The sequence below is a fragment of the Sporichthya polymorpha DSM 43042 genome, assembly GCF_000384115.1.
Lineage (GTDB): Bacteria > Actinomycetota > Actinomycetes > Sporichthyales > Sporichthyaceae > Sporichthya > Sporichthya polymorpha.
In genome coordinates, this window is sequence record NZ_KB913029.1 from 2,349,528 (window position 1) to 2,362,170 (window position 12,643).

Annotated in this window: 15 protein-coding genes and 1 pseudogene; 10 read left to right on the forward strand and 6 right to left on the reverse strand. The window is 72.8% G+C overall.

Going from position 1 to position 12,643, the window contains the following annotated elements; genetic code table 11:
* Window positions 1-121 precede the first annotated feature (121 nt).
* Window positions 122-388 carry a GlsB/YeaQ/YmgE family stress response membrane protein gene (locus tag SPOPO_RS0111640; RefSeq protein ID WP_019874954.1) on the reverse strand — a complete coding sequence of 89 codons (267 nt, stop codon included), beginning with the start codon at window positions 386-388 and terminating at the stop codon, window positions 122-124.
* Between the two features lie 393 nt (window positions 389-781).
* Between SPOPO_RS0111640 and SPOPO_RS0111645 the strand changes: the two genes are divergently transcribed.
* The 6 genes and pseudogenes from SPOPO_RS0111645 (at window position 782) to SPOPO_RS0111670 (ending at window position 4,663) form a co-directional block, all read left to right on the forward strand.
* Window positions 782-1,153: an ATP-binding protein gene (locus SPOPO_RS0111645; RefSeq protein ID WP_156869817.1), complete on the forward strand. Its 372-nt coding sequence runs from the start codon at window positions 782-784 to the stop codon at window positions 1,151-1,153.
* 89 nt (window positions 1,154-1,242) lie between these two features.
* Window positions 1,243-1,755 (forward strand): hypothetical protein, encoded by a 513-nt coding sequence (locus SPOPO_RS0111650; protein WP_019874956.1) that lies wholly within the window; start codon window positions 1,243-1,245, stop codon window positions 1,753-1,755.
* Window positions 1,752-2,407: pseudogene (locus tag SPOPO_RS35640) on the forward strand (SDR family NAD(P)-dependent oxidoreductase). Before SPOPO_RS0111650 ends, SPOPO_RS35640 begins: the two are co-directional and overlap by 4 nt.
* A gap of 9 nt (window positions 2,408-2,416) precedes the next feature.
* Window positions 2,417-3,565, forward strand: a complete 1,149-nt coding sequence (locus tag SPOPO_RS0111660) for an alcohol dehydrogenase catalytic domain-containing protein (protein WP_028984708.1) — start codon at window positions 2,417-2,419, stop codon at window positions 3,563-3,565.
* Between the two features lie 10 nt (window positions 3,566-3,575).
* Window positions 3,576-4,145, forward strand: coding sequence for a hypothetical protein (locus SPOPO_RS0111665; protein ID WP_019874959.1), 570 nt, complete (start codon window positions 3,576-3,578; stop codon window positions 4,143-4,145).
* Window positions 4,142-4,663, forward strand: a complete 522-nt coding sequence (locus tag SPOPO_RS0111670; RefSeq protein ID WP_019874960.1) for a DUF1360 domain-containing protein — start codon at window positions 4,142-4,144, stop codon at window positions 4,661-4,663. Before SPOPO_RS0111665 ends, SPOPO_RS0111670 begins: the two co-directional genes overlap by 4 nt.
* Here SPOPO_RS0111670 and SPOPO_RS0111675 read toward each other — a convergent pair.
* A complete protein-coding gene (locus tag SPOPO_RS0111675; RefSeq protein WP_019874961.1) occupies window positions 4,624-5,460 on the reverse strand; it encodes an MBL fold metallo-hydrolase in 837 nt (278 codons plus the stop codon). The two genes, SPOPO_RS0111670 and SPOPO_RS0111675, sit on opposite strands and share 40 nt — an antisense overlap.
* 23 nt (window positions 5,461-5,483) lie before the next feature.
* Entirely contained in the window at window positions 5,484-6,257 is a 774-nt protein-coding gene (locus SPOPO_RS0111680) for an Fpg/Nei family DNA glycosylase (RefSeq protein WP_019874962.1), read from the reverse strand.
* Here SPOPO_RS0111680 and SPOPO_RS35145 point away from each other — a divergent pair.
* From SPOPO_RS35145 to SPOPO_RS29140, 3 genes are read left to right on the forward strand one after another with little or no spacing between them, the layout of a single operon-like run.
* Window positions 6,243-7,814, forward strand: coding sequence for an MSMEG_6728 family protein (locus tag SPOPO_RS35145; protein WP_211210886.1), 1,572 nt, complete (start codon window positions 6,243-6,245; stop codon window positions 7,812-7,814). The genes SPOPO_RS0111680 and SPOPO_RS35145 overlap by 15 nt on opposite strands.
* A 49-nt stretch (window positions 7,815-7,863) precedes the next feature.
* A complete protein-coding gene (locus tag SPOPO_RS0111690) occupies window positions 7,864-8,379 on the forward strand; it encodes a DUF4383 domain-containing protein (protein WP_156869819.1) in 516 nt (171 codons plus the stop codon).
* A 24-nt stretch (window positions 8,380-8,403) separates the two neighbouring features.
* Window positions 8,404-8,904 carry a hypothetical protein gene (locus SPOPO_RS29140; protein WP_019874965.1) on the forward strand — a complete coding sequence of 167 codons (501 nt, stop codon included), beginning with the start codon at window positions 8,404-8,406 and terminating at the stop codon, window positions 8,902-8,904.
* Window positions 8,905-8,911: 7 nt separating this feature from the next.
* Here the strand turns inward: SPOPO_RS29140 and SPOPO_RS29145 are convergent, their stop codons facing one another.
* On the reverse strand, window positions 8,912-9,475 hold the full coding sequence (locus tag SPOPO_RS29145; protein ID WP_019874966.1) for a PP2C family protein-serine/threonine phosphatase: 564 nt from the start codon (window positions 9,473-9,475) through the stop codon (window positions 8,912-8,914).
* A gap of 230 nt (window positions 9,476-9,705) precedes the next feature.
* Here SPOPO_RS29145 and SPOPO_RS32730 point away from each other — a divergent pair, with 230 nt between their 5' ends.
* A complete protein-coding gene (locus tag SPOPO_RS32730) occupies window positions 9,706-10,038 on the forward strand; it encodes a cytochrome P450 (protein WP_019874967.1) in 333 nt (110 codons plus the stop codon).
* A gap of 24 nt (window positions 10,039-10,062) precedes the next feature.
* On the opposite strand, the gene SPOPO_RS29155 is transcribed toward SPOPO_RS32730, so the two are convergent.
* Both SPOPO_RS29155 and SPOPO_RS29160 read right to left on the reverse strand, forming a co-directional pair.
* A complete protein-coding gene (locus SPOPO_RS29155; RefSeq protein ID WP_019874968.1) occupies window positions 10,063-11,694 on the reverse strand; it encodes a RecQ family ATP-dependent DNA helicase in 1,632 nt (543 codons plus the stop codon).
* A gap of 1 nt (window position 11,695) precedes the next feature.
* Window positions 11,696-12,634 (reverse strand): patatin-like phospholipase family protein, encoded by a 939-nt coding sequence (locus SPOPO_RS29160; protein ID WP_084671016.1) that lies wholly within the window; start codon window positions 12,632-12,634, stop codon window positions 11,696-11,698.
* Between the last annotated feature and the right edge of the window lie 9 nt (window positions 12,635-12,643).

Sequence of the window (12,643 nt, forward strand, 5' to 3'; positions counted from 1 at the left end):
TGTGCCCTCGGCACAATCCCGGCCGCACGCCCCGGACACAACCCCCCGAACACGACGAAGGACGCCGCCCATGGCGTGGGCGGCGTCCTCGTGGAACGGTTTGCGGTGGTGCCGTACTCGATCAGCGATGTGCGAGATCCTTGCGCTTGGGAGCAATGGCCTCGGCGACACCGATGAGGGCGATGGCGGCCACCACGGCAACGATGAAGCCGAGCATGTCGAGCTCCCAGATGTCACCGGTGCCGATCGCGGCGGCGACCGAACCTCCGATGATCGAACCCACCAGGCCGAGACCCAAGGTCGCGAGCAGTCCGAGGTTCTGCTTCCCGGGCTTGAGCAGGCGCGCAAGCGCACCGATCACGAGTCCGGCGACGATGAAACCGATCACGAGAGAACCTCCGTACCACGGGCCCGGGCGGGCCACTGACGAGAGTGTTCCCGTGGCCTTCGCGATCACGCACGGGTGACGCGGAGATTCCGGTCACGGCAACGGTTTCCCGGGAGTGCCCCATCTGGTCCTGAGGGCGGCCGAACGTGGCGTGCGCCCGGCACTCGGGGTGTCTGACGTCCGCCGCTCTGCTCTCTCCTCGGCCGCCCCCAGGTACCGCAGTGGTACCCGCCCGGACCGCGCGAAAACGGACATCGGCGGCACGGGCGCTCGGTGAGGTCAAACCTGCGATCCGGCGTTCTCTGCGCCTCATCCCGGCCAGGTTTCGCCCAGGCTCGGGCCCGGGTAGCTCCGCCGCAATCCCGGAGTAGGAGGTCCCCAGTGCCGTGCACGATGAGTCCTCGCCAGATCGTGCTGCCGGCGGACGCCACCGCGCCGCGGGTCGCGCGGGAGTTTCTCGCCGAGTCCTGCTGCGGGAGTCACGAGGCGGCGGTGATCGAAGAGGCGCAGCTGCTCGTCTCCGAGTTGGTCACGAACGCGGTCCGGCACGGCGCGCCGCCGATCGAGCTGCAGGTGCGCTGCGCCGGCGAGGACCGGCTGCAGATCCGGGTGCGTGACTCGGAACGCCGCGTTCCCGAGCCCCGCGACGCCGACCCCGACGCCGAGGGCGGACGTGGGCTGATGCTCGTCGACCTGGTCAGCGACGCCTGGGGCCACGAGGACGACGGCGACGGCAAGGCGGTCTGGTTCACGCTCCGCGTCTGACGGGTGATCTCGCCGACCCGAACCCGGTGAATGGGCCCCGGTCTGAGGGGCAGCACAGGGTCAACACTTCACGACCCGGAGGACCCGTCATGACTCGCTCGGTGCTCGCCCTTCCCTTCACCGCTCTCCGGACGGGACGGAAGCTGGCCACTCGCCTGACCTGGCCGGTGCTCGCCGGTGCCGCAGCGGTCGTCTACCGCAAGGTGCACCGCGCCGAGCCGAGCGGGACCGCCGATCTCGATGCCTTCCCCGGCGACGCGCCCGCCGCCGAGCGCGCGCGTCCGGTCGCCGTGCCGACCCGACCGACGGCGACGCGTGGGCCCGAAGGCACCGAGCGTGAACCCGAGGTCGTCATCGAACCGGTGCCGCTGGCCGAGCCGGCGGTGGACCTCGACGTCGCCGTCACCCTCCCCTCCGAGCTCCCGATCCGCGCCTACGACGCGCTCTCGGCCAAGGACGCGGTCACCGCGATCCGCGAGCTGACCGCGCCGGAGGAGGTCCGGACGGTGCTGGACTTCGAGACCGAGAACGGCAAGCGCACCACCGTGCTGAGCGCGGCGCGGACGCACCTCACCGCGCTCGAGCGCTCGGTTCGCTCGTGACGAGCCCTCGCCCGCTGGCGCTCGTCACCGGGGCGTCGAGCGGGATCGGGCTCGAGTTCGCGGTGCAGTGCGCCGCCCACGGCTACGACCTCGTCATCAACTCCGAGGACGGGGCGCGGCTGGAGGCGGCCGGCGCGCGCCTGCGTGCCGAGGGCGCGCAGGTGCGGACGGTCCTGGCCGACCTGCGCGATCCGCAAGCCGTGATCCGACTTCACACCGAGACGATGCGTGACGGCCGTCCGCTGGAGATCGCGGCGTTGAACGCCGGTGTCGGACCTCGATCGCGTCGACGATGCCGGGGACCTATCAGGCGACCTACAACGCCTCGAAGTCGTTCCTGCAGTCGTTCGCGGAGGCGCTGTCGGAGGAGCTCGCGGACACCGAGGTCGTCGTCACCTCGCTGATGCCGGGCCCGACCGACACCGACTTCTTCCGGCGCGCGGACATGCTCGACACCCGCGTCGGCACCGGCAAGAAGGACGACCCGGCTCAGGTCGCGGAGCAGGCGTTCGCGGCGCTGATGTCCGGCGAGCGGCGCCTCGTCGGCGGGTCGCTGAAGACGCGATTCTCCGAGGCGGCCAACAAAGTGTTGCCTGATCAGATCAAGGCGAAGGTCCACAGCAAGATGGCCGAGCCCGGCTCGGGCTCCTAGGGGGACGTGGTGAAGGCGATGGTCTACCGCGGGCCGTACAAGGTCCGCGTCGAGGAGAAGCCGGAACCGACGATCGAGCACCCGAACGACGCGATCGTGCGTGTGACGCGAGCCGCGATCTGCGGCTCGGACCTGCACCTGTATCACGGGATGATGCCGGACACCCGGGTCGGGCACACGTTCGGTCACGAGTTCATCGGGGTGGTCGACCAGGTCGGATCCTCGGTCGAGAACCTGCGCGTGGGTGACCGGGTCATGGTGCCGTTCAACGTCTTCTGCGGGTCGTGCTTCTTCTGCGCCCGCGGGCTGTACTCGAACTGTCACAACGTGAACCCGAACGCGACGGCGGTCGGCGGGATCTACGGCTACTCCCACACCTGCGGTGGCTACGACGGCGGGCAGGCGGAGCTGGTGCGCGTGCCCTTCGCGGACGTCGGGCCGATGGTCATTCCCGACTGGCTCGACGACGACGACGCGGTGATGCTGACCGACGCGCTGCCCACGGGCTACTTCGGTGCGCAACTCGGCGACATCGCCGAGGGAGACGTCGTCGTGGTGTTCGGGGCCGGCCCGGTCGGGCTGTTCGCCGCGCGGTCGGCGTGGCTGATGGGCGCGGGTCGCGTGATCGTCATCGACCACCTCGACTACCGGCTGGAGAAGGCGCGCGCCTTCGCGCACGCCGAGACGTTCAACTTCGTCTCCCACGACGACATCGTCGTGACGATGAAACGCGAGACCGGCGGTCTCGGGGCGGACGTCTGCATCGACGCCGTCGGCGCGGAGGCCGACGGCAACCTGCTGATGCACGTCACGTCCGCGAAGCTCAAGCTGCAGGGTGGTTCGCCGATCGCGCTGAACTGGGCGATCGACTCGGTCCGGAAGGGCGGGACGGTCTCGGTCGTCGGCGCCTACGGGCCGATGTTCAGCGCCGTGAAGTTCGGTGACGCCCTGAACAAAGGCCTGACGCTGCGGATGAACCAGTGCCCGGTGAAGCGGCAGTGGCCACGGCTGCTCGAGCACATCCGGAACGGGTACTTCAAACCGAGCGACATCGTCACGCACCGGATCCCGCTCGACGAGGTCGCGGAGGGCTACCACATCTTCTCCGCGAAGCTCGACAACTGCATCAAGCCGATCGTCGTCCCGTCCGCCGCGTGAGAGGAAAGTCGTGACCTACACCGCGGAGAAGCCGCAGACCGCTGCGAGCGCCGACGAACTGCGGGCGCGCATCCCCGGCTGGGGCGCGGATCTGAACCCCGCCGACCGCCCGTCCGGCAGCCGCCGGGAGGTGCCCGAGATCGAGACCGGCGCCCACTGGCACTTCCCCGACCGGCAGCCGGAGGTGTGGCCGCGCGAGCGGTCGATCGAGCACCTGATGCTGCCGCCGGTCTTCGGGACGTCCTGCCCGCCGCGCGGCCTGTCCGGCGCGATGCGCAAGCTCGCCTACCGACGCTGGAGCGAAGGCCGTGCCGCGCACTGGTTGGTGCTGCTCGCCGCCGACCGCGTCGACGCCGTCGAGAGCCACCTGCGCTCGTTCGCGACCACCCGACCGGACAACCCGGTGACGCAGACCGGCGTCCGCGCCGAGTTCACCCACGACGGCCTGGGCTCCCGCCGCGGCCGTGGCCGCGCGGACGTGAACCACCACTGGATGGACCCGCTGATCGTCGCGGGACCGTGGGTGCTCGCCGCTCTCGTCGGCCGTCGCGCGCTGCGGAAGATCGCGGGCCGCCTGTGAGCGTCGGCGAAGTCCTGGATCGGACGGTCCGTCAGGAATACGGCTCGGAGGCCGACGAGGGTGCGCACCTCGCGACGATGACCGCGTACAGCGGGCTGGTCGCCGTCGCCGCCCTGGTCGCGCGCCGGCGCGGCGCGACGGTGCCGAGCATCTCGGCCTGGGACACGGCGCGACTGGCACTGGCCACCTACAAGGGCGCGCGCCTGCTGACGAAGGACAAGGTGACCGCTCCGCTGCGCGCGCCGTTCACGCGGCGCTCCGGGCCGGGCGAGGCCAACGAGGTCAACGACGCTCCGCGCGGCGAGGGGGCGCGGCACACCGTCGGGGAGCTGGTGTCCTGCCCGTTCTGCCTGGGGCAGTGGATCGCGACGGGGCTGGCCGTGGGGCTCGTCCTCGCCCCGGGCCCGACGCGACTGGTCGCGAGCACGCTCGCCGCCGCTGCGGGCGCGGACTTCCTCCACCACGCCTACTGCGCGGCTCAGCAACTCCCCGGCGCGCTCGAAGTGCGCGCCGACTGACCCGGGTCCAGCGGGACGGCGTCACCCCGGCGGACGACCCGGATCTCGGAGTGGGGTCGCCGCATCTGCATCTGCGCGAGGAACTCCGACAACGGCGAGTGGAAGACGCCGTAGTCGTCGTAGTGGATCGGGACGGTGACGGTGGGCTCCAGGAGCTCGACGAGATCTGTCCCCTGCCGGGCGTCCATCGTGACGAGGATGCCGAGCACCCGGGTCCCGCCGAGGTGAATCACCATGGTGTCCAGGCGTCCGCAGCGCTCGACGACCTCGCGCAACTGCGGGCGGAAGAGCACGTCGCCGGTGACGTAGACGCGGAGTCGGTCGCTGCCGGCCCCCAGTTCGAGGACGTGGCCCTGGACCGGTGGCAGGATCGCGCCCATCGGGCCCGGGCCGTGCGTGCCGGGGACCGCGGTGACGGTCAGCTGCTCGCCGTCCCGGGCCAGCGTGCGCTTCGCCCAGGGCTCCAGCCCGTCGGCGGCACCGAAGCCCCACCGGTGCAACCGCTTCGCCGCCTGACGGGTGGTCAGCACTGGTAACTGGTGGTCCAGTTCGCGCTTCGCGACGCGGTCGAAGTGGTCGCCGTGCAGGTGCGAGAGCAGGACGGCGTCGCACGCCGGGAGGTCCGCGGGCAGCAGGGCGGGCTCGGTCCGTCGCTTGCTCCAGAGTCCGTATCCGAGGTACGCCCGCTGGCCCCGGTGCAGGAAGTTCGGGTCGGTGAGCAGCGTGAACGGCCCGAGGCGGAGCAGGGTCGTCGCGGTCCCGCCGAACGTCAGCTCGGCCGTACGGTCGCTCTCCATCGGTCCCTCCAGATCGGGTCGCGTCACCGGGTGTGCAAGGCGTGAACCTGCTCGTGCTGCTCGACCGGGCACCAGTGGGCAATCCGGCCCGTGATCGCGGCGGTGGCGACCGCCGCGCCGCAACTGCGGCAGCTCGCGCGTTTGTAGACCCAGCGCTCGTCGGGGGCGGACGGGTCGCTGACGACCTGGCCGGCGTCACGGCCGAGGGCCATCAGACGGCGCGTCAGTCCCCAGAGCGCGGTGGCCTGGTCGACGCTGAGGTCCGCGCAGGGAGTGCGCGGGTGCAGGCGCGCGAGGAACAGCAGCTCGGCGCGCCACGCGTTCCCGACTCCGGCCCAGACGGACTGGTCGAGCAGGGCCGCGCCGACGGGGCCGCGGAAGGACCGCAGGGCGGTGACCGCCGCGGTGGGATCGTCGGGGCCGAGCGGGTCGGGCCCGAGCTTGGCGAGGATCCGCGCCACCTCGGCGGGGTCGAGCAGATCGCAGGCGGACGGGGCGATCAGGTCCCACGCCGCCGTCGGGCCGGCGAGGCGCAGGCGGGTGCCGGTCCGCGGCGGCGTCGCGGGGTCGGGGTGGTGCAGGAAGAGCCCGCGCATCCCGAGGTGGACGTGGACGGCGGGCGCGTCCTCGACGTCGTAGAACAGATGCTTGCCGGCGGCGCGGACGTCGAGCAGGCGCCGGCCGTCGACGACGCCGGCGTCGAACCGGCCCTGCGGCGAGGTCGCACGGACCTCCGCCCCGCCCAGGTCGGCGCGGATCCGGTCGGCGAAATGGTGGATCAGGTGTCCCTCGGGCACGCTGAGGTTCTGCCCGCCCGAGCCGGGCAGAACCTCAGGGTGCAGACGTTCCTGCCCTATCCGGACCTGCGGGCGAGCAGTGTGGTGCTCGACGACCGCCGGCTCGGCAAGCAACGCGTCGAGACGTTCCAGATCCTGCGGGCGTTGACGTTCGAGACGTACGCCTGGCGCAACCACCCCGCCGTGCGGATGTGGCGCGGGTTCGTCCCGGGCCTGGTCCGCTACGGGCGCGAGAACTGCCGGGAGTGGCAGCGCCGGGGTTACGCCGACACGCTCGCCGACAAGTTCCTGGAGTGGAGCGACGGTGTCGAGCCCGACGACCCCCCGCTGCCCCCGTGGTTCGGCTGGGAGCCGCTGCACCGCTCGCACCGGTTCGCGCTGCTGCGCAAGGAACCCGAGTGGTACGCCGAGCGCTTCCCCGCCGAGGCCGCCGCGGACCCCGGCGACGACGCCGGCTACCTCTGGCCGCCCGACGTCTTCCCAGCCTGGCCGGTGCGCGGCGACGGGCTCGCGGTGCCAACGGCGTTCCGGACGCTGGGCATCGACGACCCCCGGCCGGGCCAGCTCGCCGCGGCCGAGGCGGCCGCCGCCGGGCGTGACGTCCTGCTCGTGATGCGCTCCGGCACCGGTGGGTCGACGACCGGACTCGCCGCCGGACTCGCCACGAAGGGTCTGACCTGGTGGGTGCACCCGCCGTTCCTCCCGCGGTCACCGGCGGTGCCGGCGGTCGTCGGGCCGCCGCCGCGCGACGTCCCGCCCGGGGAGCCGGCGCCCCTGACGGCCCGTCCGCCCGGCCCGGCGGACCTCGTCGCGATGCGCGCGGAGGCCCAACCGCCGGAGTTCCTGTTCACCCCGGCGGACCGCATTGCCGGCGGTCCGTCGGAACACCCGATCGGGCTGGTCGTCGTCGACGGTGCGCACCGGCTGACCGCCGAGCAGGCGGCGCAGACCGCCGCCGTCCGCCGTCGCCTCGGGGACCCGCCGCTGCTGGTGATCGTCCCGCGGGCCGACCCGGCCGAGCGGGAGGCGATCGTCGCCGCGTACGGCCTGACCGACCCGCTCCACGCCGGTGGGGGTTGGGATCCCGGCAGTGCGCTGAGCATCCGCCGGGTCGGCAGCGCCCGCGCCCGGGGCGGTGCGGTCTCCGCCCTGGTCGCCGAGCGGAAGCCCGCACTGGTCGTCTGCCCGACCCGCGAGGCCGCACGGCGCCGCGCCGAGCGGCTCAGCGCCGACGGGCTTCCCGCCCAGGTGTGGTCCCCGCCGCCGATGCGCCCCTCGCGGGCCGAGGCGGCCCTCGGTGCGTTCCGGAGCCGGCGCCTCGCCGCGCTGGTGGTCTCCGTCGACGCGTTGCCGCCGCTGCCCCGCGCCCGCCTGGCGCTGCTGATCTCGGAGAACCCGCCGTCGCTGGAGAGTTGGCGCGCGGAGATCGAGACCGCGCGGGCCGAAGTCTCCGTCGCGGTGCTCGACCCCGACGCCGACCCGGACCTGCTTCGTCTCGCCGACGCGGGCCCGGAATTGCGGGCCGCCCTGCTCGATCACTTCGGCGAACCCGGGTAGTCCCCAGACGTCGGCCGGGATCGTCCCGGCCCGATGGATGGAGGTCACGATGCGACACGGCACCTCGTCGCCCACGGTCGACCGGCCGGGGAGCGAGCAGGACCGCAAGGCGCACCTTCTCAAGCTCGCGACCACCGTCGTTGCGGCGACGTTCCTGCTCGTGGGGGTGGCGGGGTTCATCCCCGGGCTCACGACGAACGTCGACAACCTCGAGATCGTGGGTCACGACCACGCGAACATGGGCGAGCAGGCCGAACTGCTCGGCATCTTCCATGTCTCCGTGCTGCACAACATCGTCCACCTCGCCTTCGGTGCGGTGGGCCTGGCCATGGCTCGATCGGTGCGCGGCGCCTCGACCTACCTGGTCGGCGGCGCAATCATCTACGCGCTCGTGCTGGTCTACGGCGTCGTCGTCGACCAGGAGAGCGACGCCAACTTCCTCCCGGTCAACACTGCGGACAACTGGCTGCACGGCGGCCTCGTCGTCGGGATGCTCGCCCTCGCGCTGGCGCTCACCCCGAGCCGGCGGAGCTCCATCGTCCGCCGCGAGGACGCCAACGACTGACGCCTCCGTCCGGAGGGAGGGGGCATGGCGATGCACTGGTCGGAGGCCGGCCACTCGGTGGCCGGTAAGACGTTCGACGAGCTCGGCGGTCCGGACAGCATCCTGGTCCGGCAGCGGCTCGATCACGCGGTGCTGGACCGCGACCGAGCCGACGAGCTGACCGCGGACGTCGAGTCCAAGCACCAGGAGATCAACGATCTGCTGGTGCAGATCGACGGCGCCTCGGACGACGCGCGGACCCGTGCCGCGGTCGACCGCGTCTGCGCGCTGATCCGCGCCGACGCCCGTGAGGAGGAGGACGTCCTGCTCCCGCGGCTGCTGGCCGAGCTCGATCCCGACGCGCTGCGGCGGTTGGGCTCCGCGTGGCAGGCGGCTCGGGTCGCGGCCCCGATCCGCCCCCACCCGCGGGTGTCGCGACGGCCACCGGGCAACGCGGTCGCGGGGCCGTTCCTCGCGGTGTGGGACCGCCTCCGCGGCGCCGTCGCGCCGCGCGTGCGCCGCCGCTTCGGACGCTTCAGTCACTGACGCGACGTCAGAGAATCGTCTCCGGCACGAGATCCCGCTCGGTACCGCGGTGCCACTCGACGAGGAGCGCCGTCGCGTCGTCCTGGAGGGCGCCGGCCTGGTACTCCAGGACCGCGTGCCGGAGTCGGCGCAGGGTCTCCGGTGTGGGGAGACCGGCGGCGGACTGCCGTTCGAGGAACTCGGCGAGCCGTTCCGTCGTGAAGAATTCGCCCTCGGCCGTCCGGGCCTCGGTGAGGCCGTCCGTGTAGAGCAGGAGCCTGTCACCGGGTTGCAGCTGCTCGGTGCCGACCGTCGGGGGATCGGTGCTCAGCTGCAGGCCGAGCGGGGTGCTCATCGTGGTCTCGAGCGCCTTCGCGCGACCGTGGCGCAGGAGCAGCGGGGGCGGGTGGCCGGCACTGATCCACGTCAGCACGCCGGTCGCCACGTCGAGGCGGGCGAGGACGGCGGTCGCGTACCGCGCCCCGGCGTACTCGGCGGCGACCGCGGCGTCGACCGTGGCGTAGGTCCCCGCCAGGTCGAGCGAGCGGCGCCGCGCGTTCCGGTACGCCGAGACGGCGACGGAGGACGTCACCGCCGCGCCCGCGTCGGGCGAACTGGGCCTTTGCCGCGCCGCGCGCCCGGACCGAGCGCGACGCGCTGCACCGGCACCTCGTTCACTTCGCCCGGGCGCGTGAGTGCGGTGGCCTGTTCGCGCACGCGGCGGCGCACGGGACTCCGATTGAGGGACCGTCAGGTCTGGCGGCGCAGGCCCCGCATTGGCTGTTTGCGTTCGACGCGGCGGGCATCGCGACGTTCCGAGCCTTGGCACTGGTCGCCGCGCGGCCGGGCGTTGCCGCGCGTGCGCGCGCCGACGACCCGTTCCTGCGCGCGGTCGTCGAGGACTCGATCCGGCTGTTCCCGACGACGCTCTCGATCCTTCGCGAGACCACCGAGCCGACCGCCTGGGCCGACCGTGCCCTCCCGGTCGGCACGCTCGTGGTGCTGCCGAGTTCCTACCTCCATCGCGGTCCGCACCGCCCCGACGCGCACGCGCTCAACCCCGACCAGTGGCTCGCGGGCGACCGACCCGCCGGGGTCGTGCCGTTCAGCGCCGGCCTCCGCCTCTCCTTGCGTCCGAAGAAGTGGCTGCGATAGCGACCACTTCTTCGGACGCAAGGTTCAGCGGCGGGCCAGGAGGTCGGAGTCGGTGACGACGGCGAGAGAAAGGGTCTTGTAGCCGACGGTGTCGAACAGGACGACCAGGCGCTCGCCGTCCTCGATCCGGAGTACGGAGCCCCGGCCCCACTCGGGGTGCTCGACGGCGCAGCCGGGCGGATACGGGGCGTCGGGGTCGGCCTCCGCCGCGGCCTCGGCGACGGCCTCGGTGTCGCGGCAGTTGTCGCACCCGCCGCAGGGGCCGGAGAACGTCTCGCCGAAGTAGGTGAGCAGGAACTCGCGGCGGCAGCCGGGGGTCTCGGCGTAGGCGCGCATCATCTCGACGCGGGAGCGGACGAGCTCGCCGTGCGCGTGCTCCGCGGCGGCGGCCTGCGCGACGCCGGCGTCGACGTCCGACGTCACGACCCGCACCGAGTCCCCGTCGACGACCACCACGCCCGCCTCGCTCAACCGGTTCAGCACCGCCGTGAGACGGGTGTCCGACAGCTCGGTCCGGGCGGCGAGGTCCGCGACCGGCAACGCACCGTCCGCGGCCACGATCCCCGCGACCTGCTCGAACACCTCGGCGGGGATCTCGCCCGCGGCGAAGAAGCGGCGCAGCCCGAGGTCCTCGGCGCGCCAGAACAGCACGATCTCCGCGGGATCGCCGTCGCGGCCGGCGCGGCCGATCTCCTGGTAGTACGAGTCGATCGAGTCGGCAACGTCGTAGTGCCAGACGAACCGGACGTCCGGCTTGTCGATCCCCATCCCGAACGCGGTCGTCGCGACCATGATCCGGCACTCGCCCGCGGTGAACGCCTCGTGCGCGGCCTCGCGGCGGCCCTTCGCGAGACCGGCGTGGTAACCCTCGACGCCGCCGAGGCCGGCGTCGCGCAGTGCGTCGACCAGTTCCTCGACGCGCTTGCGGGTCGCGGCGTAGACGATCCCGGACCCCGACACCTCGGTCGCCGCCTCCAGCAGTGCCCGCCGCTTCGCTTCCTCCTCGGTGAACCGACGTACCGTCAGATCCAGTTCGGGCCGGTCGAACCCGCCGACGATCACGGCGGCGTCCTCTAGTCCGAGGGTCTCGACGATCTCCCGCCGCACCGGCGGCGCGGCCGTCGCGGTCAGGGCGAGCACCGGAGGATGGCCGAGCTCCGCGAGTGCCGCATCGATGCGCCGGTAGTCGGGCCGGAAGTCATGGCCCCACGTGCTGACGCAGTGCGCCTCGTCGACGACGAACAACGAAGGCTTCGCGGCCTTCAGTCGTTCCATCGTCTCCGTGCTGGCGAACTGCTCCGGGGCGACGAAGAGGAACTCGAGGTCGCCGTCGGCGAGGTCCGCCATCGCCTCGCGGCGCTCGGCCGCACTGGCGGCGGAGTTGTGGCCGACCGCCCCCAGACCGGTGTCGGCGAGGGACGCGACCTGGTCCTGCTGCAGGGCGATCAGCGGCGAGACCACGACCGTCGGGCCGGGGATGAGCGCTCCGGCGACCTGATAGATCGCGGACTTGCCGGCCCCGGTCGGGAGCAGGGCGAGGGTGTCGCGGCCGGACAGGACGGCGCGCACCGCGCGCAGCTGCGGGTCCCGGAGCTCGAAGCCGAGCAACCGGGCGGCGGTCTTCTGGATCGTCGCCGCCGAGGGAGTGGATGCCACCTCAGGCGACGAGTTCGGTCGGGTGGTCGTGGGCGAACCGCAGCGCCTCGCACCGGGCGGCGCCGTTCATCATGTTCCGCCCGAGCACGGCGAGCGCCTCGGCGTCGGGCGCGAAGGCGCGCACCTCCGCCCCGCCCGCTTGCAACATCGAAGCCTCCCGCTCGACCATGCGGGCGGCCGCGCAACGGTAGGCCCAGTCGGCGAGTGCCAGCGGGGAACGCGGACGCGTCAGCGCGACGCCGGCCAGCGGGGCGAGGACGAACACCTCGTCCGCGTCGTCGGCGAGGTCGGCGCTGCAGGGTGAGCAGAGCCCGCCGTCGACGTACCGGTCGCGGCCGACGCGCACCGGCGTGAACCAGCCCGGGAACGCCATCGACGCGATGACCGCGCGGGCGTGCTCGGCCTCCGGCTCACCGGGACGGCCGAAAACGGTTCGCTCCCCGGTGCGGTGATTCATGGCGACGACCTGGGTGTCCTCGCGGGCCGGACCGCCCTGCAGCTTGGCGACGAATTCCTCGGCGTGGTCGAGCGATCCGCGGCCACGGGGCAGCAGGCCCGCGAGCGTCGCCAGGGGCGGCGTCCGCCACGGCGTCAGCAGACCACGCGCGGCGAGCCGGACGGACCCGGGCGTCGGCCACGGCAGTGGCGGCCGAGCCGGCTGGGTGGCGAGAGTCGCCGCGAGCTTGGTCGGAACGTCCTCGGCCATCTCGTCGGGCAGCACGCCCTCGATCTCGGCCAGGTGCGCCTCGCACAACTCGGGCACCGAGTACCCGGCCCGCAGCAGCGTCGCGATCAGTGATCCCCCCGAGGTCCCGACGATGAGGTCCGCCTCACGGGCGTCCCATCCGGTCTCCTCCTCGATGCCGGCGAGCGTCCCCAGCGTCCAGGCGATGCCCAGGACGCCGCTGCTCCCCAGCACCAGCGCACGTCGTCGTGTCATGCCCGACCG